This window comes from uncultured Aquimarina sp. (assembly GCF_947492115.1).
Taxonomy (GTDB): Bacteria; Bacteroidota; Bacteroidia; order Flavobacteriales; family Flavobacteriaceae; genus Aquimarina.
In genome coordinates this window covers 280,127-302,325 of sequence record NZ_CANLMM010000006.1, presented here as the reverse complement: position 1 = coordinate 302,325, position 22,199 = coordinate 280,127, and the positions used below count along the sequence as shown (strand labels likewise).

At 33.9% G+C, this 22,199-nt stretch carries 16 protein-coding genes; 10 read left to right on the top strand and 6 right to left on the bottom strand.

Annotation, left to right across the window (positions count from 1 at the left end; translation table 11 throughout):
- Positions 1-91 precede the first annotated feature (91 nt).
- The 7 genes from Q1A73_RS18815 (at position 92) to Q1A73_RS18785 (ending at position 11,277) form a co-directional block, all read left to right on the top strand.
- Positions 92-679 (top strand): NUDIX domain-containing protein, encoded by a 588-nt coding sequence (locus Q1A73_RS18815; RefSeq protein ID WP_299608661.1) that lies wholly within the window; start codon positions 92-94, stop codon positions 677-679.
- A 105-nt stretch (positions 680-784) separates the two neighbouring features.
- On the top strand, positions 785-1,753 hold the full coding sequence (locus Q1A73_RS18810) for a M20/M25/M40 family metallo-hydrolase (protein WP_299608659.1): 969 nt from the start codon (positions 785-787) through the stop codon (positions 1,751-1,753).
- 84 nt (positions 1,754-1,837) lie between these two features.
- The gene (locus tag Q1A73_RS18805; RefSeq protein WP_299608657.1) at positions 1,838-2,518 is read left to right on the top strand and encodes an SDR family oxidoreductase; all 681 of its coding nucleotides are present in this window, start codon (positions 1,838-1,840) and stop codon (positions 2,516-2,518) included.
- A 112-nt stretch (positions 2,519-2,630) separates the two neighbouring features.
- Entirely contained in the window at positions 2,631-5,123 is a 2,493-nt protein-coding gene (locus Q1A73_RS18800; protein ID WP_299608655.1) for a glycoside hydrolase family 2 protein, read from the top strand.
- A 3-nt stretch (positions 5,124-5,126) separates the two neighbouring features.
- Positions 5,127-7,433: a family 20 glycosylhydrolase gene (locus tag Q1A73_RS18795; protein ID WP_299608652.1), complete on the top strand. Its 2,307-nt coding sequence runs from the start codon at positions 5,127-5,129 to the stop codon at positions 7,431-7,433.
- A gap of 19 nt (positions 7,434-7,452) precedes the next feature.
- Entirely contained in the window at positions 7,453-8,181 is a 729-nt protein-coding gene (locus tag Q1A73_RS18790; RefSeq protein WP_366141472.1) for a copper homeostasis protein CutC, read from the top strand.
- Between the two features lie 108 nt (positions 8,182-8,289).
- Positions 8,290-11,277, top strand: a complete 2,988-nt coding sequence (locus Q1A73_RS18785; RefSeq protein ID WP_299608650.1) for a GEVED domain-containing protein — start codon at positions 8,290-8,292, stop codon at positions 11,275-11,277.
- 92 nt (positions 11,278-11,369) lie between these two features.
- Here Q1A73_RS18785 and Q1A73_RS18780 read toward each other — a convergent pair whose 3' ends face one another.
- The 6 genes from Q1A73_RS18780 to Q1A73_RS18755 form a co-directional block, all read right to left on the bottom strand.
- The gene (locus Q1A73_RS18780; RefSeq protein ID WP_299608648.1) at positions 11,370-12,683 is read right to left on the bottom strand and encodes a sugar MFS transporter; all 1,314 of its coding nucleotides are present in this window, start codon (positions 12,681-12,683) and stop codon (positions 11,370-11,372) included.
- An 11-nt stretch (positions 12,684-12,694) separates the two neighbouring features.
- Entirely contained in the window at positions 12,695-13,699 is a 1,005-nt protein-coding gene (locus tag Q1A73_RS18775; protein WP_299608645.1) for a N(4)-(beta-N-acetylglucosaminyl)-L-asparaginase, read from the bottom strand.
- The gene (locus Q1A73_RS18770; RefSeq protein ID WP_299608643.1) at positions 13,699-16,620 is read right to left on the bottom strand and encodes a GH92 family glycosyl hydrolase; all 2,922 of its coding nucleotides are present in this window, start codon (positions 16,618-16,620) and stop codon (positions 13,699-13,701) included. Before Q1A73_RS18770 ends, Q1A73_RS18775 begins: the two co-directional genes overlap by 1 nt.
- Positions 16,621-16,729: 109 nt before the next feature.
- Complete coding sequence (locus Q1A73_RS18765; protein WP_299608640.1) at positions 16,730-17,128, bottom strand: hypothetical protein; 399 nt, start codon at positions 17,126-17,128, stop codon at positions 16,730-16,732.
- A gap of 196 nt (positions 17,129-17,324) precedes the next feature.
- Positions 17,325-17,807 (bottom strand): hypothetical protein, encoded by a 483-nt coding sequence (locus Q1A73_RS18760; protein WP_299608638.1) that lies wholly within the window; start codon positions 17,805-17,807, stop codon positions 17,325-17,327.
- Positions 17,804-18,655: a hypothetical protein gene (locus Q1A73_RS18755; RefSeq protein ID WP_299608635.1), complete on the bottom strand. Its 852-nt coding sequence runs from the start codon at positions 18,653-18,655 to the stop codon at positions 17,804-17,806. The genes Q1A73_RS18760 and Q1A73_RS18755 overlap by 4 nt, the downstream gene beginning before the upstream one ends.
- 194 nt (positions 18,656-18,849) lie before the next feature.
- Here Q1A73_RS18755 and Q1A73_RS18750 point away from each other — a divergent pair, with 194 nt between their 5' ends.
- From Q1A73_RS18750 to Q1A73_RS18740, 3 genes are all read left to right on the top strand, one after another.
- A complete protein-coding gene (locus Q1A73_RS18750) occupies positions 18,850-20,418 on the top strand; it encodes a VWA domain-containing protein (RefSeq protein ID WP_299608632.1) in 1,569 nt (522 codons plus the stop codon).
- Between the two features lie 102 nt (positions 20,419-20,520).
- On the top strand, positions 20,521-21,117 hold the full coding sequence (locus tag Q1A73_RS18745) for a SprT-like domain-containing protein (RefSeq protein WP_299608629.1): 597 nt from the start codon (positions 20,521-20,523) through the stop codon (positions 21,115-21,117).
- A 3-nt stretch (positions 21,118-21,120) separates the two neighbouring features.
- Positions 21,121-22,197 (top strand): mannose-1-phosphate guanylyltransferase, encoded by a 1,077-nt coding sequence (locus Q1A73_RS18740; RefSeq protein WP_299608626.1) that lies wholly within the window; start codon positions 21,121-21,123, stop codon positions 22,195-22,197.
- The last annotated feature ends 2 nt before the right edge of the window (positions 22,198-22,199 follow it).

The following is a 22,199-nucleotide window of genomic DNA, read 5'->3' as shown; positions in this document are numbered from 1 at the left end:
AAATGGAAATTTCATACTATAGATCCTACTTCTTGTGAAGTAGGATTTTTTATTTAATTCATTTCCATTAAAGTAAAACTTTTTCAAATTAATGAAAGCACATATTAGTAATATCCAAAGCACAACTTTATCAGATAAAACTTTCTTACTAAAAGAATATACCTTCAACTATCAGCATACAGAAGATGATATTGTCGAAGAACATTTAAGGGAGGTATATGATCATGGAGATGGAGCTTCTGTTTTATTATATAACCGATCTAAAAATACAGTTGTATTAACTCAACAATTTAGATTGCCAACCCTTTTGAATGGGAGTTCATCGGGTATGAGTATAGAAGTATGTGCCGGATCTTTGGATGGTGATACTCCAGAAGTATGTGCTAAAAAAGAAGCGGAGGAAGAAACAGGATTTATTATTGAGACACTTGAAAAAGCATTTGAAGTATACGCTTCTCCAGCGGTAATGACAGAAATCGCCCATTTGTTTATTGCTGAGTATGATGATAATCAAAAGGTAAATAATGGTGGAGGTTTATCAGAAGAACAAGAATATATAGATGTTTTAGAGATCGAGTTCGAAAAAGCATTTGGTATGATAGCCTTAGGCGAGATCAAAGATGCAAGAACAGTAATGCTTTTACAATATCTAAAGATAAAAGGTATAATGAAAAGCTAATTCCAGTTAGATAAGTTCGCTTTTTAAGTATATTTAGCAAAAAATAATTCGTTAATCAAAATAAGAACTATAACGAGTATCACAAAAGGATATTAAATTATAGTAATGAAAGAAGTAAAAAAACAGAATATGAAACGTATTGCACTTTTTATAATAGCTATAGTGTTTATTAATTGTAAACAAGTAACTACAGCTCAGTCCAGTGAATCAAAAATTAAAGCTTCAGAAGTAGAAACTATTATGAATTTTTTGGCTAGTGATGAGTTAGAAGGCAGAGATACTGGATCTGAAGGATTGAAAAAAGCAGCAAAGTATATAGAAGATATATTTAAAGATGCTGGTATTAGTCCATATTTCGACACCTATTTACCATCTTTTGATGCGAAAGGAACGGAAACCTATAATGTAGTAGGATATTTAAATGGTACAGATCCTGATTTGGCGAATGAATTTGTAATAGTGGGCGCTCATTTCGATCATATCGGAAAAGGAAAAGAAGTTAATGGAGATATTATTGCTAATGGCGCTAACGATAATGCTGCAGGAAGTACAGCTGTAATTTCTTTAGCCAAACATTTTGCAAAAGCTAAGGATAATAAGCGTAGCGTTCTGTTTGTGTTATTTGGGGCAGAAGAAAAAGGTTTGCTTGGATCAAAGCATTTGGCTAAGGTTTTAAAAGAGAAAAACTTGAATCTATATACGATGGTAAATTTTGAAATGATTGGAGTACCGTTGAATGACAAGTCTTATAAAGCATATATCACAGGATTTGAAATATCTAATATGGCGGAGAAAATGAATGAATACGCAGGGAAGGAATTAATAGGGTTTCTGCCTAAAGCTAAAGAGTTTCAGTTATTTCGCAGAAGTGATAACTATCCTTTTCATAAAGAATTTAATGTGCCTTGCCAAACGATTTCAACATTCGACTTCACTAACTATGACTACTACCATCATGTAGATGATGAAGTATCAGAAATGAATTTTGAATTTATGGCAGAACTTATCAACGATTGCGTTCCAGTAATGACAAACATATTGAATTCGAAAACACAGGAGATTAAACTCAAGTAATCCTTCGAAAAATAAATAAACGATTAAGTCTAGATCAAACCGAAATGTTTCTATACGACCGCGAAGAAACGATAAAACAACCAAATGAAAAACGTAATAATTACCGGAGCCAGTAGAGGAATAGGATTTGAAATGGCAAAATTATTCGCTGATGAAGGGCACCGGGTACTTGCACTTTCAAGAAATGAAAAACCTATATCAGCGTTAAACCACAAGAATATTTATGCTTTTTCTTGTGATTTATGTAGTTCCGATGATCTTTCAAAAGTGTCCAGTTATATTAAAGAAAATTGGAATAGCGTAGATATTTTGATCAATAACGCAGGTAAATTATTGAATAAACCTTTTGCAGAAATTAGTTCCAAAGAATTTGAAGAAGTATATAAAGTAAATGTTTTTGGTGTAGCAGAAATCACACGTTTATTACTGCCTTTTATGAAATCTGGAAGTCATGTTGTAACTGTAAGTAGTATGGGAGGAATACAAGGGAGTATGAAGTTTCCAGGTCTAGCGGCATATAGTTCTAGCAAGGGAGCAGTTATTACTTTAAGCGAATTATTGGCAGAAGAATATAAAGATAGCGGAATAGCATTTAATGTATTAGCACTAGGAGCAGTACAAACAGAAATGTTGGAAGAAGCATTTCCTGGATATCAAGCACCATTGACAGCAATAGAAATGGCGACATATATCACTAATTTTTCACTTACCGGAAATAAGTTTTATAATGGTAAGGTATTGCAGGTTTCAAGCTCCACTCCTTGATTCATTAGCTTTTAAATTTTTGGTTTTAAGTGTTATCTATTTAAGTAGATTAATTTTTCTATTTTAGAGAAGCTAATTTTCTTTAATAAATACTCACAAAATCATTTTAAATATGTCTAAAAAAATAGGATTACTTCTGCTATTGGTAATCTTAATTTCTTGTGCAAAAGAAAAACCAAATCTTACCACAGAAATCAGTCAGAATTGGAAGTTTAAAAATACGAGAGATACACTTTGGCTTCCTGCTAATGTTCCTGGTACCGTTCATACCGATTTATTGAAAAACAAGAAAATCGAAGAACCATTTATTGGTAATAATGAAGAGAAACTACAATGGATTTCAGATGAAGACTGGGAATATAGTGCTACATTTCAATTAGACGAAGAACAGTTAAAGAGAAAATATCATCAACTTCAATTTAAAGGATTAGATACCTATGCTACTGTTTTTTTGAATGATAGTTTATTGATCAATACAGATAATGCTTTTAGAACTTGGAATATTGATGTTTCTAATCGAGTTCGTAAAGAGAATACGCTTAGCATTATATTTAAGCATACTGATACGATCGAAAAACAAAAGATGAGTAAACTAGCTTATGAACTTCCGGTATCGGGAAGAGTTTTTACTCGCAAGCCACAATTTCACTACGGATGGGATTGGGGTCCCATGTTCATTACTTCTGGCGTATGGAGACCAATTATTCTAGAATCTTGGGATGATGTTTTTTTAAATGATTTATATCTCAAACAACAATCCCTTACAGATCAAAAAGCATCGTTGCAAGCAAAGCTAGATCTTACCATAACATCAGAAATTGAGCTCACCTGCAAGGTTTATGTTAATGATTCTGTGGTTTTACAAAAAGAGATTGCTTCCGTTCCAGGAAATCACTTATACGATTTGGATTTTGAGATTTTGAATCCTAAAAGGTGGTGGACTCATAATCTAGGAGAACCATATCTATATGATATCAAACTACAGATAATTAAGGGTAGTAAAGAGATCGTTTCCAAGAGTGTTAAGAAAGGATTACGTACTATACAATTAATACAAGATCAAGACAGTGTAGGAAGTACTTTTTATTTCAAATTAAACGATGTTCCTGTATTTATGAAAGGAGCCAACTATATTCCTCAACATATTTTTCAACCAGAAGTAAGGGCTGAGGATTATAAACAAATCTTTACAGATGCTATGGCAGCCAATATGAATATGCTTCGTGTTTGGGGAGGAGGAATTTATGAAGAAGATATTTTCTACGATTTAGCGGATAAAAATGGAATCCTGGTTTGGCAAGATTTTATGTTTGCTTGTGCGATGTATCCTGGTGATGATGAGTTTTTAGAAAATGTAAAGCAAGAAGCTGTAGACAATATCAAAAGATTACGTAATCATTCAAGTATAGCTGTTTGGTGTGGCAATAATGAAAATAATGAAGCTTGGCATAATTGGGGTTGGCAAATCGATAGATCCGAAGAAGAAAAAGAAGAAATATGGAACAATTATCAAAAGCTTTTTAATGGAATCTTGCCAGAAGCAGTAGCAAGTTTAACAGATAACTCTTATTGGGAAAGTTCTCCTAAATACGGACGAGCAGATAAAAGATTTAAGCTAGAAGGAAGCGCACACGATTGGGGCGTATGGCATGATGCATTACCTTTTGAAAGATTTGAAGAAGAAATTCCAAGATTTATGAGCGAATATGGATTTCAATCTTTTCCATCCTATGAAGCAATTAGATATTTTACGCAGTTAGATAGCATCAATATTAATCATTCTAGTTTCCAAACACATCAAAAACATAATAGAGGATTTTCATTGATTAGAGAATATATGGAAAGAGATTTTCCAGTTCCGTCTGATCCAGAAGATTATGTATATGTTAGTCAATTGTTACAAGCGTATGGTATAACGAAAGGTATTCATGCCCATAGAAGAGCAATGCCCTATAATATGGGATCGCTATATTGGCAGTTTAATGATTGTTGGCCGGTAGTGTCATGGTCTGGAATCGATGGATTAGGAAACTGGAAGGCCTTACATTACAAAGCAAAGAGAAGTTTTGAAAACTTAATACTGTCCTCACAAGTAAAAAATGATTCTTTATATCTACATGTTGTGAATGATCATCTTCAAGACAAAGAAGGAGCTTTAAAGATTACGTTCATGGATTTTGAAGGGAATGTATTGAGGAAGAATAAAGTGAATATAAAAGCTAAAGCGAATGCTTCAACAAAAGTATTAGAGCAAAAAATACCAAATGAAATTGTAGATGCACAAAGCGTGGTCATTACAACTGAATTTGAAGGAAAAAAAGCTAATTTTTACTTGGTGCGTCCCAAAGATCTAAGATTACCAGAGCATAACGTGCAATTAGAGATGACAAAGGTTTCAGAGGGGTACGAAATAACAGTTTCATCTTCATCATTACAAAAAGATGTATTTCTGTACACTGATAAGAAAGGACATTTTGAAGATAATTTTTTTGATATTTTACCAGGAGAAACCAAAAAGCTTTTATTTCAAACTAAAGGTGATATAAAGCTTGAAGATATCAAAGTCAAAACATTGAATAGTGTTATAAAAACCACATCTGTGTAAGAAATGGATAGGAGGATAAATTATATAAGAATTCTATTAATTTTCTATCTAATCAGTAGCTGTAGTAAGGCTCAAGATCCTGTAGTGTTTGGAGGTATTATTCCTGTCCCAAAAGAACAAAAAGTAGGAAAAGGTCATTTTCTGTTTTCTCAAAATACGTCCATAAAGTATCATCCAGATCTTAAAAAAACTGTACTGTATTTTAATAAACTGGTTGAAAAAGGAATTGGAAAATCGCTGGAAATACAACCTTCCAAAAATTCGAATTTTGTTTCTTTTGAAATAGATACTACCATCACCAATATAGAAGGTTATCAACTAACTATCTCTGGGAAAGAAGTTTTGATCCGCTCCAAAGATCCAAAAGGTAGTTTCTATGCAATCCAGACGTTACGACAATTATTTCCACCTTGTTTTGAAAATAACAGTTGTAATACCCCTTTGCAATTACCAGTGATTTCCATTTCTGATGCGCCTAGATTTTCGTACCGTGGAATGCATTTAGATGTAGGACGACACCTTTTTTCTGTTAAGGAGATCAAACAATATATAGAGATTCTTTCCTTATTAAAGTTCAATACGTTTCATTGGCATCTTACCGAAGATCAAGGTTGGCGAATCGAAATCAAAAAATATCCGAAGCTGACACAAGTAGGAGCGTACCGAAAGGAGACTTTGGTAGGCCATTATAATGATCAACCACATCAATTTGATAGAAAAAAATATGGAGGATTTTATACACAGGAAGAAGTAAAAGAGATTGTTGCATTTGCGCAAGAACGGAATGTTACGATCATCCCTGAAATCGAAATGCCAGGACATTCTAAAGCAGCAATTGCAGCATATCCAGAGCTTGGTTGTGGAGATAAAATTGTAGAAGTTGCTACAAAATGGGGAGTTTTTGAAGATGTGTATTGTCCTACCGAAACGACATTTACTTTTTTACAAGATGTGTTGGATGAGGTTATGGAACTTTTTCCGAGCGAGTACATTCACATCGGAGGAGATGAAACCCCAAAAGCACAATGGAAAGCTAACGAATATTGCCAGAATCTGATTCAGAAAGAAGGACTTAAAGATGAGTTTGGATTACAAAGTTATTTTATAAAAAGAATTGAAAAATACTTGAATAGTAAAGGAAGAAAAATTATTGGTTGGGATGAAATTCTAGAAGGTGGTTTAGCGCCAAATGCTGTAGTAATGTCCTGGAGAGGTACAGAAGGAGCTATTTCTGCGGTTAAAGAAAAGCATCAAGCTATTTTAACACCATCTTCTCATTGCTACTTTGATTATTATCAGAGTGACAGAACCGATGAACCTCTGGCGATAGGAGGTTATTTGCCATTAGAGAAAGTATATAGTTTTGAGCCAATTCCAGACGGAATATCAAAAGAAGAAGCAACATACATTATAGGAGCTCAAGGAAATGTTTGGACAGAGTATATGAAAACTTTTGATAAAGTAACTTATATGGCATTTCCTAGAGCTATAGCATTAAGTGAAGTAGTTTGGAGTCCAACTGAAACAAAGAATTATTCCGATTTTGTAAATCGATTAGTGCCTTTTCAAAAACGATTAGATATGCTAGGTATTTATTATGCAAATCATTTATATGAAATTAATGGAGATATAGGTGTTAAGAATCACAATGTAAAGTACTCTTTAGAAACATTTTTTAAGGATAAAACGATTAGATATACTTTAGATGGAACTGATCCGATTGGAACTTCATTAGTATATAACCAACCTATTTTGATCGACAAAAATTATATGCTAAAAGCGAAGGTCTTTCAAGGAAAAGAGCCTTTGGGAGCTTTATTTACTCAGAATTTTTTGATCCATAAAGCAATTGGTGCTGCCGTAACTATGAATACAAAACCACATCCATCATACAATGCTGGTGGTAAAGAAGCTTTAATAAATGGGATAAATGGTAGTAATAGTAGGTATGGCGATAAAGAGTGGTTAGGATTTTGGGGAGACGATGTGGAAATTACTTTAGATCTAAAACAAGCATCAGAAATACATGCAATAAAAACTCGGTTTTATAATGCAAATGGACAGTGGATCTATGCACCCAAAAAGGTTGAAGTTTCCTTCTCTCAGGACAATGTTTCTTATTCCAACGGAGTTTCTAAGGAATTAGATATGAAATTATCAAAGGGGTCAATTGTGTCAATTACAATTGATAATAATATAAAATGTCGTTTTATAAAAATAAAAGTCAAAAATTACGGTGTTATTCCTGAAGGACTACAAGGAGCAGGAAATAAAGCTTGGACATTTATTGATGAAATTATTGTGGAATAATAAATAGTATATCATTCTTGTGAAAACAATTACAATGGAAATTTGTGCTAATTCCTTTGAGTCTGCTGTGAATGCGGAAAAAGGAGGAGCAGATAGAATTGAACTATGTTCAGAATTGGCAGTAGGAGGGATTACTCCTTCTTATGGTTTGATAAAAAAAACTGTAGAAGAAATTGCTATTCCTATTCATATATTGATTAGACCCCGAAGCGGAAACTTTACGTATTCAGATACTGAATTCGATATTATGAAAAGAGATATTGTTTTTTGCAAGTCCATAGGTTGCACTGGAATTGTTTCTGGGGTATTACACGAAGATCATACACTAGATGTAAAAAGGACTGAAGAATTGATTGAGCTTGCTTCACCACTATCTTTTACATTTCATAGGGCCTTTGATTGGATCCCTAATCCAGAAAAGACAATTCGAATTTTAGAAGAGATAGGAACAGATCGAGTTTTAACCTCAGGACAGCAGGTAAAAGCGCTGGATGGTATTAATTTACTTGTAAAGCTAAGGGATAAAGTTTCAAAATTAAAGATTTTACCTGGAGGGGGAATTAATGCAGATAATGCTAAAGTTTTTAAAGACAATAATTTCGAAGAAATACATTTATCTGTAATTTCAATTGTAAAATCAGGAACACCTGTTAAATTATCTATGAATAATCTTAAGATGGTTGATGATGACTTGACTATGTTTTCGGATTTACAAAAAATTCAGAAAATTAAAGAAGCTATAAAATGATAAGGTAATTTTTTTGTAATAATTGTCGATTAAGAGTAGGGTTTTTACTAGTACAACTGTTTTTTATGTATGTCACACAGTTTAATAATTTACTCTTAATTCAAAAAAATGAAAAAATTTTTATTTTGTTTGTTATGTTGTTTTTACATAACAAGTTTGTTTTCACAACAAGGGGTTGGTCCAAGTACGATTGCAAAAGGAAACTACAAAGGAAAAACCAAACCGTTTAAAGATTATCCAACTATTAGTCAGTCTAAAGCGGAAGAATCTGTTAAGGATCTTACAATAATTTTTAATAATCTTCGAGCTAATGAAAAAGTAAATCAAAATGCTTTGCCAATAGGTCCTGATCCTAAAAGACAGGAACAGTTTGGTATATCTGCGAATAATAATTTAGGGCTTAATATAGAAGGTATAGACCGTAATGATGCAGGAGGCGCATTACCTCCTGATCCATCAGGAGCAGTTGGTCCTAATCATTATGTTCATGGAGTTAATGTTGCTATAAAGATATTTGATAAAAGTGGGAATGTGTTGGCAGGTCCCACTTCGTTATCTGATTTTTTAGGTTCTGGTAACAATGATGGAGATCCAATAATCATGTATGATCACTTATCAGATCGATTTTTTGTAAGCCAATTCAGAGTTTCTGATAATGCCTTAATCGTAGCTATTTCAGAAACACCAGATCCTACAGGAGCTTATAATATGTATGAGTTTCCATTAGATGCATTTCCTGATTATCCTCATTATGCTATATGGCCAGATGGATATTATTTAACCGCAAATAAAAACGCAGGAAATACTACATATGTTTTAGATCGTCAGGCCATGATTGCGGGAGATCCAGATGCTCAAATTATAGGATTTGATCTTCCAGGAATTGAAAGAAATCCTAATACCGTTTTTAGTCCAGAGCCTGCAAATTTGGTTGGAAACGACTTTCCTGTAGATGTACCTGGGTATATTGTGTATTTCCAAGATGATGGATGGAGTAATTCAATTACCCAAGATGAATTAAAAATATGGGAGATTGATATTGATTTTACCAATCCAGGTAATAGTACAATCTCACAACCTTTAGATATTCCTATTACTGCTTTTGATAGCGTTTTTGCGCCGTTTGGAACAGGAGACGTGGAACAACCTGGAACTTCTCAAAAGGTCGATATGATAGGAGGAGTGATATCGTATGCGGCTAACTATAGATCGTTTACAGATCATAACTCTTGGCTGATTACTTTTAATGTAGATGTAGACGGTAATGATACTGCAGGAATTCGTTGGATAGAATTAAGAAATAGTGATACCGAAGGTTGGTCTGTATACCAAGAAGGAACGTATGCTCCAAATGACGGGCATAGTAGATTTATGGGAAGTGGATGTATTGATGCTTTAGGAAACATCGGTCTAGCATTTAATATTGCAAGTGCAACACTAGAGCCTGGTATTAGATATACTGGACGATATGTAAATGATCCATTAGGACAAATGACATTAGCAGAAGAGACTATTATAGATGGAGCAGGAGTACAGACAATATCAAATAGATTCGGTGATTATTCTCACTTAACGATGGATCCTGATCAATTTACTTTTTGGCATACGGCTGAATATTTTAAAGATGATAATATATGGGCCACTAGAATTGCTTCTTTTAGTCTTACTTCTGGTTTGCCTACTGATGTTGGGGTAAGTGCTATTGTTTCGCCAAATGACGGCTTGCTTACCAATGCAGAAACTGTAGAGGTAAATATTAGAAATTTTGGTACAGATCCTCAACAAAATATTCCTGTAGAATTAAGAGTTGATGGGGTTTTAATAGCTACTGAAACTTTTACAGGTACAGTGAATCCAAATGAATCCGTAAGTTATACGTTTACTGCTACTGTTGATCTTTCTAATCCAGGGCAAGTATATACCATAGAAGCAAATACTGTGTTAACAGGTGATGGGTTAACACAAAATGATGACGCTTCAAAAGAAGTTAAAAGTTTATTAGCAAGAGATGTAGGTGTTGTTGATATTTCTGCTCCTTCAACTGGATCAGGATTAGGTTTAGAAGATGTAATAGTGGATATCACTAATTTTGGAGGAGAAACTGCTACCAATATAGAAGTACAATACATTTTAGATGGAGGTACACCTGTTGTAGAGACTGTTCCAGGACCAATTGCACCGCAAGAAACTGCTAGTTATACATTTACAGCTCAGGCAGATTTAAGTACGATTAATGTTACTTATACGATAGATGCTAGAACAAATTTTAGTGGAGATCAATTAGCAAGTAACGATGATTTTTCTAAAAGCGTTACTCATACGGTTTGTACGCCAGAAGCTACTGCGGGATGTAATGTAGATGGAATTAAACAATTTGTTCTTAATACAATTAACGTCGATGATGGAGGTAGTGGGTGCAATACAGAAGGAGGTCTTAACGTTAATGGGTATTCGGACCGTACCAATCTATCTACGGTATTATCTAATGTTGATGGTGATAACGAATATATATTACAAGCACAACACAATTGGCAAGATGGAGCTGATATAGAAGCACTTTCGGTTTGGATCGATTTTAACGACAACTTTATTTTCGAACCATCTGAGCAGCTAATTGCAGGAGAATTTTTCCGATCTTTTGGTGTTTTAGAAGACTTTAATTTGGTAATCCCAGTCGGAGCTAATCCAGGAAGTCACATTTTAAGAGCGAAAGCTATTGATACATCAGCAGGTGGAGATATTAATGATCCTTGTGGGGATTTTGATTTCGGAGAGGTACACGACTACACTGTAGAAATTGATCAGACATTAAGTGTAGATGAAAGAGAATTTAACAATGCTCAATTAACAGTGTTAACGAAACCAGATAATAAGTTTGAAATTAGTTTGGTTCCTCAGAATACATTAGATACAGAAATTTATATCGGTGTGTTTAATATGTTAGGACAACAACTAAAAGCATCTTCTCTTAGCCAAATAGGAAATGAGTATAGAATAAATGTAGATATGGCACAAGCAACAACAGGCCTATATTTCTTTAGAATAGGAGATGGGAGCAATCGATTTGTGAAAACTGTAAAGGTAGCAGTGCAATAAAACTTTTAGGTTGATTAGAATTTGTAAGCGGTTGTGACCAAATTTATAGGTTGCAACCGCTTTGTTTTATAGGATACAATTTAATTCGAAGATTATAAGATGGTTTTACTCTTCATCCATCCATAATATAGGATATATCCGTAACAACAAATCACTAAAATAAATGCAAGCTTAAAGCCAATATGATCAGTTAGTAAACCAAATAAAGGAGGAATAATCGCTCCACCTACTATAGCCGTACATAACAATCCTGAGGCTTTTGGTTTTAGATCTCCTAGTCCATCGATGGCCAAAGTAAATATAGTTGGAAACATAATAGAATTAAATAGTCCAACTGCCAGAATACTCCACATAGCTATAAAACCACTACTAGCGATAGAAATTAATATCGACATAATTGCCAAAGAAGCAAAAAGTGCTAAAACTTTTCCTGGTTTCAAGATTTTGGTAAGATAAGACCCCACAAAGCGTCCAATCATAGCACCAGACCAATAAAAAATTACAAAAATTCCAAGTAGTGCTTTTGCATCTGCTCCTTCCAAACTTTTAAAGAAAATAGTGGCAACAAAATCAGCTATACTCATCAAAGTACTACTCTCTTTAATAAGAGGAACCATATTCATGTCTAGAAAATAATTGACCAAATAGCTACCAATAGCTACTTCTGCACCTACATAAAAGCAAATACCTAAGACTCCTAAAATAAGTCCTTTTTTTGCAAAAGCTTCCGCATAAGTTCCGGTAGATGTTTCGTTAATTAGTTTTGGGAGTTTTGCGAAGAAAAAGATCCCACTAATAGCAATAATAAATATTGCTAATCCCAGGAAAGGATTTTGAACAGCTGCAGCTTCGGATGTTAAATACGTTTCTTTTGCACTTTCTGATAATTGTGCAATTTCCTCTTTGCTTTTGATACTATCACTCAAAATGAATAGAGCTCCTACAGCTGGTGCAATTGCAGTTCCTAAAGAGTTAAATGCTTGGGAGAGATTTAGTCGACTCGATGCTCCATCTTCACTACCTAGTACAGCCACAAAAGGATTAGCTGCAACTTGCAAAATGGTCATTCCGCCAGCGAGTATAAAATAGGCCAGCATAAAAATCCCGAAAACACGATAGGAAGCTGCAGGATAAAATAGTAAACAACCAGTAGCCATTGTTAATAATCCTAAGATAATTCCCTTTTTATATCCAATTTTTGAAAGGATGTAACTAGCTGGGATCGATAATAAAAAATATGCCCCAAAAAAGGCAAATTGTACCAAACCAGCTTGAAAATAAGATAAGGTGAATAATTCTCTTAGTCTGGGAATCAAAGAATCTACCAGCACAGTTATAAAACCCCAAAGAAAAAAGAGTAAGGTTAATAGAATAAAAGAACTACGATAGGATGAGTTGTTTGACATGCTTTTATTATTTAAGAAGTATGATAAAATTTGGTAAGTACATTCTCATTAACTCCATCTTGGTATTTCATAATAGAAAAACCTTCATGGATGCAATAATGACCAATTTCTCCAGCTTTATTAATAGCTACATAGGCTACTTGAAAATCTTTGTATTTATCATTTTTAGTTACAATACGTCGGATCGCTTCTTCACATGCTTTCTGAGGACTCATTCCGCCACGCATTAATTCTACGATTAGAAAACTCCCGACAGTTTTCAGCACTTCTTCGCCCATTCCTGTAGCCACAGCACCACCTACCTCATTATCTATAAATAAACCGGATCCAATGATGGGAGAATCCCCAACACGACCTTTCATTTTATACGATAAGCCCGATGTGGTACAGGCACCTGCAATATCTCCATTATTATCAATTGCTAACATACCAATAGTGTCATGATTTTCGATATTAATGATCGGTTTGTACTCTGAAGTTTTTTTCCATTCTTCCCAAGCTTTTTTGGAATCTTCAGTGAGTAAGTTTTCTTTGGTAAATCCAGATTGATATCCAAATTCTTCTGCCCCTTCAGCGGCAAGCATAACATGAGGAGTATCTTCCATAACTTTTCTGGCTAAAGCAGCAACATTAGTGATATTCTCTACACACAAAACCGCGCCATAATCTCCTTCAGGGTTCATAACACAAGCATCAAGTGTTACGTTACCATCTCGATCAGGTGCACCTCCTTTTCCAACAGTTGTATTTTTTAGATTTTCTTCTTCCACAGCAACACCTTCGATAACAGCATCCAACGCAGATTTTCCAGATGCTAATGCTTCTCCAGCTTTTGCATTTGCTTTGGTAAAACGCCATGTACATACTGCAATTGGAGTAGAGGTTGTATTTGTCATAATTTCTTGTTCTTTTTGTGGTTGTTCTTCAGATTCCTCTTTACAGCTTATAAGTGTGGTTCCTAGAGTAATCCCAACACTTGTCAGTGAGGTATTTTGAATAAATTTTCGTCTTTTCATTAGTTTACAGTGATTTCGTCTGCAAAAACCCAAGCTTTGCCATCATGGTTACTACCAATATGCCATTCTGGAATGGTCCCAACGGTTTGCGCTTTAATTTTTATAAACTGAGCCTTGTTTGCAATGGAGGAAGCTTCTACTTTTTTTATAGATACTTCCGCAGAAGGAGTTGTCGATTTTATAAAGGTATTTTTATCTAATAGATTCCACTGTTTTCCATCTTCAGAGATCCAGAATTCTACTTTTTGTGGATAAAAGATCCAACTTCTTTGATCTTCTAGAAAACCAATGGATATGGTGTTGATATTTTTTATTGATCCTAAATCCAGAGTAGCGATAAGATCTCGATTATGAAAGCCTTGCCATGAACCTGAACGATAATCCATAGCTCCTTTGATACCATTAATTAAAGCATCGGGTCCACCACCATTATAGCGATTGGCATATTCATTCTCAAGTGATATTTTTAGATTAGGATTAATTTTAAAAAATTCGGTTTCTATAATTGGACTTTTAATTCCATTTTCTACGGCAAAGGTTTTTAAAATTGAAGGTTGAGTAATACTGATTGGAGTTTCATATTTTTTGAATTCTTCATTATCTAATGCGAAAAAGATCTCTGCTTCTTTATTGATACTTTGTAACGTAATTTGAGATTTCTCTTTAAAAGCAATGTTACCTTCAGCAATAAAAGGAGGAGAGGTAATTAAGTGCTCTTCGATTTGTGTTTTTGGGATGTCGGTATCATTGCTTCCCCAAGTTGAAGGGGTATCTGTCATCTCAAACACCAACGAACCTCCATTCATAATATCTTGATGCTTGATATAGGTATATGAATACTCTTTTCCGTTTAAAGAAGCACTAGCGATATATTTGTTAGCATCGTTGATGTTGTTTGCTACAATAGTAAATTGATTTCCGTTTTCTAATTGTATCGTTCCTTTTTCGAATAATGGAGTACTAATCACATAATAATCACTACCAGGAGTAACTGGATAAAAACCTAAACTGCTTAACACATACCAGGCACTCATCTGTCCGCAATCTTCATTACCAGAAATCCCATCGGGAGTATTGGTATATAACTTGGTAAGTATCTCGTGTACTTTTTCTTGGGTTTTGTGTGGTTTGTTGATAAAGTTATAGAGGTATGCAATATGGTGACTAGGTTCATTGCCATGTGCATATTGCCCAATCAGTCCGGTAATATCTACTTGATGCGCTCCAGAAGTTTGATCTTTTGCGGTAAAAAGTGCATCCAATTGCTGCTCTAACGCTGCTTTGCCACCCATTAGGTTGATAAACCCAGAAATATCCTGTGGAACGTAAAAGCTATACTGCCATGAATTTGCTTCGGTATAATTAAAGTTTACTTCATAAGGATCAAATGGTGTAAACCATGTATTTCTGTAACGTCCTCTCATAAATTTGGTAGACGGATCAAAAACGTTTTTATAGTATTGAGCACGTTGGGTATAAGTTTTTACATCTTCCGATTTACCCATTGCTTGAGCCATTTGTGCAATCGTCCAATCGTCATACGCGTATTCTAGGGTTTTGGATACCGATTCTGCCTCTTCTTCCACAGGAATAAATCCTACACTTTTATAAGATGCTAACCCTAATTTATCACGGGTTGCACTATGTTTCATAGCTTTTAACGCTTTTTCGGTATCATAATTCGAAATTCCTTTTAGGTAAGCATCAGCAATGACTGGTACAGCGTGATATCCAATCATGCAATGGGTATAGTTACCGGCTAGATCCCAAATTGGCATAATACCACCTTCATCATATTTGGCTAAAAATGTATTGATATAATCATTAGTCCTTTTTTGATCAATGATAGTATACAGAGGATGGGTTGCACGATAGGTATCCCAAAGAGAAAATACCGAGTAGTATTCAAAGTCTTTGGTATTATGGATGTTGAGATCCATGCCACGATAACGTCCATCCACATCTTGATATAAATTAGGAGCGATCATCGTATGATATAAAGCCGTATAAAAATTTGTTTTGTAATCTGTATTAGGACTTTCGATTACTATTTTTTTAAGCTCTTTTTCCCAACTGTCATTAGCTGCTTGTTTGATTTGATCAAAGGTTTTATTGCCAACTTCTGTAGTGAGGTTTTGTAAAGCACCCTCTTCATCAACTGCAGAGATTCCTATACGGATGCTTAATTCTTCAGAGGTTTTGCTATCAAATTCTAAGGCTACTTTAGTTCTATTTTCGTTAAAAGTTTTGTTGGTAATTGGTTTTGAAAAATGCATATGATAAAACAACAATTGTTTTTCTGCCCATGCTTTGGAATGACGATAACCATTAATTTCTGTATCAGAAATGATGTTTATGTTATGATCGAGTAAAGCATCTCTATGTTCTAGATCCAAAATCACCACTTGTTTTTGACCTTTTGGGAATTTATAGCGGTGTATGCCCGCTCTTTTGGTTACTGTCAGTCTAACATTAATATCGGTAGTATCTAAATGTACTTGATAAAATCCTGGAGCAGCTTTTTCGTTAGCATGTGAAAAATGCGCTCGATATCCTTTTTGGCCATCTGCTCCATTATTAAAAACAATCGTATCGGTAGGCATCAATAAGATATCTCCGTAATCCGAAACTCCAGTGCCACTAAGATGTGTATGGGAAAACCCATAGATATATGAATCTGTATAATGATATCCAGAACAACCATCCCAACCGTCTAGACGAGTATCAGGGCTTAGTTGTATCATCCCAAAGGGCATTGTTGCACCTGGATATGTGTGTCCATGACCACCAGTACCTATAAATGTATTAACAAAACTAGTAAGTGAAACATCACTGGTAGCTGGATGAATGATGGGTTTTTGTGTGCAAGAAAAGAGAAAAGTTATTGCAAGTATTGCAAATACCTTAGAAAAAGACGTCATAAGTTGTGTGAATCTTAACGTTAACGCTTCTAAGGTACTAAAAAACTAATGACGTATTACATCATATAGAGAGCATTCGCCCATGAGGCGAATTTTTATTGTAAATCTGTTAGATATTCTTAAGTTTTAAATACTTATAAAACTGGTGTACAGTAAGTACTTTTTTAAAATCTTCGTTTTGGAAGTACACGATATTACTTAAATCTTTGGATTTTTCGCTAGCTGAAGCATTTGATTGAATCACCTTATTAGCTTGCTTAGAGTATTTAATGATCATCTTTTTGATACGATCACTGGCATAATTGCTCAGATTTAATTCCTGCTGTAATAAAACTGCTCTTTTTTCCGCTAATTCTATAAATCTTTTGTCCTCAGCTTCTTTCTTTTTCTTTTCTTCTTTTTTCTGCTCTTTGGTTAGTTCTACTGTTTCCGTATGAACTTCCAATTGATCTTGCGCCATATTAGAGGAACAGATCATAAGTACTACTAAAAATGTAAAAATTCTCATAACTTTTTCCTTTAAATTTTCCCTTCCAAATGTTAAATCTTGGGTTTCAAAAATATTAATAATTGATTAACAACAAGTTAAAAAGTTAAAATACTCGATAAATGCTATTTTTTTTACGATAAACAACCTTGTTTTTAATGGTTTTATGTGTTTAAGTAGGTGGTAAAACCGTAAAAATCAGATAAAAACAAGGATGCTACTTTCGTTTTTTGGAGGTTTTTAACCTTTCAAAAGAAACTTTAGAGGTTCTAAACTTAACTCCATCAATCAGTGTTGATGAAGTTTTAATGTAAGAAATAACTGTGTCTTTTTCTAAGTTACCAAACTGAATTTCTGTAGTTATTATTGTAATTGAGTCCGAAAAGTTTTTGGGTTGATCTAGAAACCTTATTTTTTCAATGTGATTACGATTCTTGAGATCGAATAAATATGCAGTGTCAGTTACGGTTTTAAATTCTGGATGTTTTTGAATGAGTAGCTGTTTATCCAAGTAGTCTTGTAATTTTTCAGAAACTAGAATCGTGTATGAATCTTCAAGAATATCAAAGGACATTTCTTCTTCGTAAGAATCCATAACAATTTCATCATTAATCACTTCAGTAGCTTCCATGTTTTTGTAAGAGTTGTTAGAACACCCTAGAAGTATAAATGATATGAGAATATACATAAGTTGTTTCATGATTTGATCTTAAATTTTAATTTAACAACTTGTCCTTCGGATCTTCTGGATTCGATAATCTCAATATTTTGCAAGCTTTTTGTTGGGGTAGTTAGCTTATTTATAAATTCTATTTTAGAATATACTTCTATTCCTAATCCCGATGGTAATACTTGGAATATCACGGCATCATCGGCAATCATTTTTGATAATTCCTTCTTTCTATTCTTCCAGTTATCCAATTTTCCATTGGCATAATAATGAAGCATTAAAGCATAATCATCCGTGCTAACCCTAATATTTTCTTTAGTTATAGTAGATATACTTCTATAAATGGTATCGGTTTTGTGATAAGGTGATTTAATGACAAAATGAATAAAATCATCTTTGGTTGTCCAGGTAAAACAGCCTAAACTGTCACTTTTTGTATAGTAAGGAGATTGCTCATTATTAAGTACAATAATTTCAATAGGTGTTTTGATAATCGGTTCGTTTCTGTCTCTATCTATAAAGCAAAAATTAAAGGTGTTTGATTTTGGTATCAAAAAGTATGCTGAGGTAATAAATAAGATTCCAATGAGAAAGAAAACAATCCATTTCCGTTTTGCAGTTTTCTTTTTGGTATTGTTGGATATTATCTTAGAATTTTGAGTCTTAAAATCGTTCCAATTTTCATAGCCACAATATTCGGATAACATATTAAGGATGTCAACTCTTGGAATTTTTTCTGAAGAGGTTTTAAAATAATTATAGAATGACTTTTCACTAATACTACCCTTTACTTCTTTTCTTAAGTCTTCTTGAAACAAGATAATATCTTGCCCTTTCCACTCGGTTATATCATTATTGGAGGCAGAATTATGCTTCAAAAATTGTATTGCTACCTTTTTTTTGAGAAGGGAAAAAACGATATGTTCTTTTGTTTGTTCGATTACAATGTATTGGAGTATAGTGTTTTAGATTTTGTAAAATAGTTTACAAAGGTTTTACAACAGGTCTACAAGCGTCTCTACCATGGTGATACTAGTTTTGTTTTCAGTTTAACAATGTAAAAACAATTAAGATGAAAACAAAGACAATTAAGAAAATCGAATATGCATTTCTGGTTTTGTGTATGATGATATTAAGTTCATGCAATCAGCATACGAATAGAAGTTATAATGTAACAGAAAGTATCGTGTTAGATACAAATGATGAACTTGCTTTAGAGACAGCAGCTAATGCTGAAAATTATAAAGAAATTATAGAAAATGATTTTAAAAGAGTAGCATTTTCTCCGTTATCTACATTCTCCATAGATGTTGATAAAGCCTCCTACAGTAATATTCGAAGAATGATTAATAATGGCCAAGAGATTCCTGCAGATGCTGTGAAGATCGAAGAAATGATTAATTACTTTAAGTATAGCTATGAACAACCAAAAGATCAACATCCTTTTGCAATTCATACGGAAGATGTCAATACTCCATGGAATGAAGGTACCCAATTAATAAAAATCGGAATCAAAGGAAAAGAAATACCCACGGATGATTTTCCTGCATCCAATCTTGTCTTCTTAATAGATGTTTCTGGATCGATGAACGCTACTAATAAACTTTCTTTATTAAAGAAAGCTTTTAGATTACTTGTGGGACAGCTTAGACCAAAAGATAAGGTGTCGATTGTAGTATATGCGGGAGCTGCTGGTGTGGTTTTAAAACCAACATCTGGTAAAAACAAAGAGAAAATATTAGAAGCAGTAGATAATTTAGAAGCGGGTGGATCTACTGCCGGTGGAGAAGGAATTCAGCTTGCCTATAAAATAGCTCAGGAGCATTTTATAAAAAATGGAAACAACAGAGTTATTCTAGCTACTGATGGTGATTTTAATGTGGGAGAAAGTAGTGATGTAGCAATGAAAGAATTAATCGAGGAGCAAAGAAAAACAGGAGTATTTCTTACTTGTTTAGGTTTTGGAATGGGAAACTATAAGGATAGTAAGTTAGAAGTACTTGCAGATACTGGAAATGGGAATCATGCATATATAGATTCTATGCAAGAAGCACAAAGGGTATTAGGAACAGAATTTGGTGGAACACTTTACACGTTTGCAAAAGATGTGAAAATTCAGGTAGAATTTAACCCTAATAAAGTACAAGCATACCGATTGATAGGATACGAAAATCGTTTGTTACATGATGAAGATTTTATAGATGATACTAAAGATGCGGGTGAATTAGGTAGTGGACATACGGTCACTGCTTTATATGAAGTAATTCCAGTAGGTGTAGAAAGCAAGTATCTTAAAGATGTTTCTAAGTTAAAGTATACAAAAAAAGAAACTAATAATTCTTATCGGGATGAATTATTCACGGTAAAGTTTCGGTATAAAAAACCAAAAGAAGATCAAAGTATAGAAATCATCCATACACATAAAATGGGTTCGGAAAAATTAATGTCCAGTGATTTTGGATTTGCTGCTTCGGTAGCTTGGTATGGAATGAAATTAAGAAACTCTAAATATTTAGAAAATAGAACAGTGGCCGATATCATTTCACTTGCACAAGAGAACAGAGGAGATGATGAGTTAGGTTATAGAGCGGAATTTATACGGTTAATGAATAGCTATGAAAACTATGAGCAGGAGAAATAGAAATATAGAATCTTGAATTTGGTGATTTTTTTGGAGAAAAAAGAAATCATAATTTAAATAAAGCGCATCGAGCAGATGCGCTTATTTTTGTATTTTGCGAAAATGAAGGAAATCTTAGCAAGATACATTCCGGAAAGAGCATTAGACCCAGCATTTGACCTTATCGTAAAATGCAATGTGCATCTTAAAATTGTTAATGAACGAGTTACAAGGCATGGTGATTATAGAAAAACTCCTGATGGAAGGCATCAGATTACCGTAAATGCTTCTCTTAATTCATATCGTTTTTTGATCACTTTAATTCACGAAATAGCTCATTTAGTAGCTTTTGAGAAATACGGGCGTTATATAAAACCTCATGGTATTGAGTGGAAACGTACTTTTCAACAATTAATGCTTCCGTATATTAATCCAGATATTTTTCCATCAAAATTATTACCTGTTATTGCAAATCATTTTAAAAATCCAAGAGCAAGTAGTGATACCGATACAAAATTAGCGCTTGCGTTAAAACAATTTGATCCAGAGAATGATAAAAATTATATCTTTGAAATACCGTTGGGAGGAAAATTCAGATTGTATAATGGGAAAATTTTTCAAAGAGGGAATAAACGAATAAAACGTTATGAATGCGTCGAAATTAGCACAGGTAGGACGTACCTATTTAACCCCAATGCTGAGGTCGAATTATTAAACTAACTTATGAAAAAAAACTATTATGCCATCCTAATGGCAGGTGGCGTGGGGTCTAGATTTTGGCCTGTAAGCACCGCAGAGTTTCCGAAACAGTTCCATGATATGTTAGGAACAGGCGAAACATTGATTCAAAGAACATTTAAACGTTTGGAGAGAATTATTCCAACAGAGAATATTTTTATTCTTACAAATGAACGTTATAATGATCTGGTATTAAGTCAACTTCCAAAGGTGACACAAAGACAAGTAGTCACTGAGCCGGCAATGAGAAATACAGCTCCTTGTATTTTATATGCAGCTTTAAAGATTCATAAAGAAAACTCTGATGCTGTTATGGTGGTGGCGCCGAGTGATCATTGGATTGAAGATGAAACAGCATTTACCAATAATTTAGAGCAGTGTTTTGAAGCTTGTAGCGCTCAAAATATTTTAATGACATTGGGTATTCAACCTGCTTTTCCAAACACTGGATACGGATACATACAGTACCAGGAAGAGGCTAAGCCTATTAAAAAAGTAGCTCAATTTACCGAAAAACCGGATTATGAAACTGCAAAACAGTTTTTGAGTCAAGGAAATTATTTATGGAATGCAGGAATCTTTATTTGGAGTGCCAATAGTATTTTGAGTGCTTTTAAAGAATTTCAAAAAGAAATGACAGCATTGTTCGAAAAAGGAATGGATGTTTACAATACCAATGAAGAAGAAGATTTTATAGCGAATAATTACCCTCTTGCGGAAAACATATCTATAGACTATGCTATTTTAGAAAATGCTAAGAATGTATATGTGCTTCCCGCTACTTTTGATTGGAATGATCTGGGAACTTGGGGCTCTTTGTACGATAAATTAGAAAAAACAGAAAGTAATGATGCGATCGTTAATGCTAGGGTACTTTCGGAAGATGCATCGGGGAATATGATTCGAACGTCGGATGACAAAATAGTTGTTGTTGATGGTCTAAATGATTATATTATTGTGGATAAAAAAGAAGTACTATTAATTTATCCTAAAATGAAAGAGCAAGACATAAAACAAGTACTGAAAAAAGTTAAAGAGACCTACGGGGAAAAATACGGATAATA

Bases quoted from the DNA above. Each gene is read 5' to 3' on its own strand.
- Q1A73_RS18815 (WP_299608661.1), top strand. From the start codon at position 92: ATGAAAGCACATATTAGTAATATCCAAAGCACAACTTTATCAGATAAA.
- Q1A73_RS18810 (WP_299608659.1), top strand. From the start codon at position 785: ATGAAAGAAGTAAAAAAACAGAATATGAAACGTATTGCACTTTTTATA.
- Q1A73_RS18805 (WP_299608657.1), top strand. From the start codon at position 1,838: ATGAAAAACGTAATAATTACCGGAGCCAGTAGAGGAATAGGATTTGAA.
- Q1A73_RS18800 (WP_299608655.1), top strand. From the start codon at position 2,631: ATGTCTAAAAAAATAGGATTACTTCTGCTATTGGTAATCTTAATTTCT.
- Q1A73_RS18795 (WP_299608652.1), top strand. From the start codon at position 5,127: ATGGATAGGAGGATAAATTATATAAGAATTCTATTAATTTTCTATCTA.
- Q1A73_RS18785 (WP_299608650.1), top strand. From the start codon at position 8,290: ATGAAAAAATTTTTATTTTGTTTGTTATGTTGTTTTTACATAACAAGT.
- Q1A73_RS18780 (WP_299608648.1), bottom strand. From the start codon at position 12,683: ATGTCAAACAACTCATCCTATCGTAGTTCTTTTATTCTATTAACCTTA.
- Q1A73_RS18775 (WP_299608645.1), bottom strand. From the start codon at position 13,699: ATGAAAAGACGAAAATTTATTCAAAATACCTCACTGACAAGTGTTGGG.
- Q1A73_RS18770 (WP_299608643.1), bottom strand. From the start codon at position 16,620: ATGACGTCTTTTTCTAAGGTATTTGCAATACTTGCAATAACTTTTCTC.
- Q1A73_RS18765 (WP_299608640.1), bottom strand. From the start codon at position 17,128: ATGAGAATTTTTACATTTTTAGTAGTACTTATGATCTGTTCCTCTAAT.
- Q1A73_RS18760 (WP_299608638.1), bottom strand. From the start codon at position 17,807: ATGAAACAACTTATGTATATTCTCATATCATTTATACTTCTAGGGTGT.
- Q1A73_RS18750 (WP_299608632.1), top strand. From the start codon at position 18,850: ATGAAAACAAAGACAATTAAGAAAATCGAATATGCATTTCTGGTTTTG.
- Q1A73_RS18745 (WP_299608629.1), top strand. From the start codon at position 20,521: ATGAAGGAAATCTTAGCAAGATACATTCCGGAAAGAGCATTAGACCCA.
- Q1A73_RS18740 (WP_299608626.1), top strand. From the start codon at position 21,121: ATGAAAAAAAACTATTATGCCATCCTAATGGCAGGTGGCGTGGGGTCT.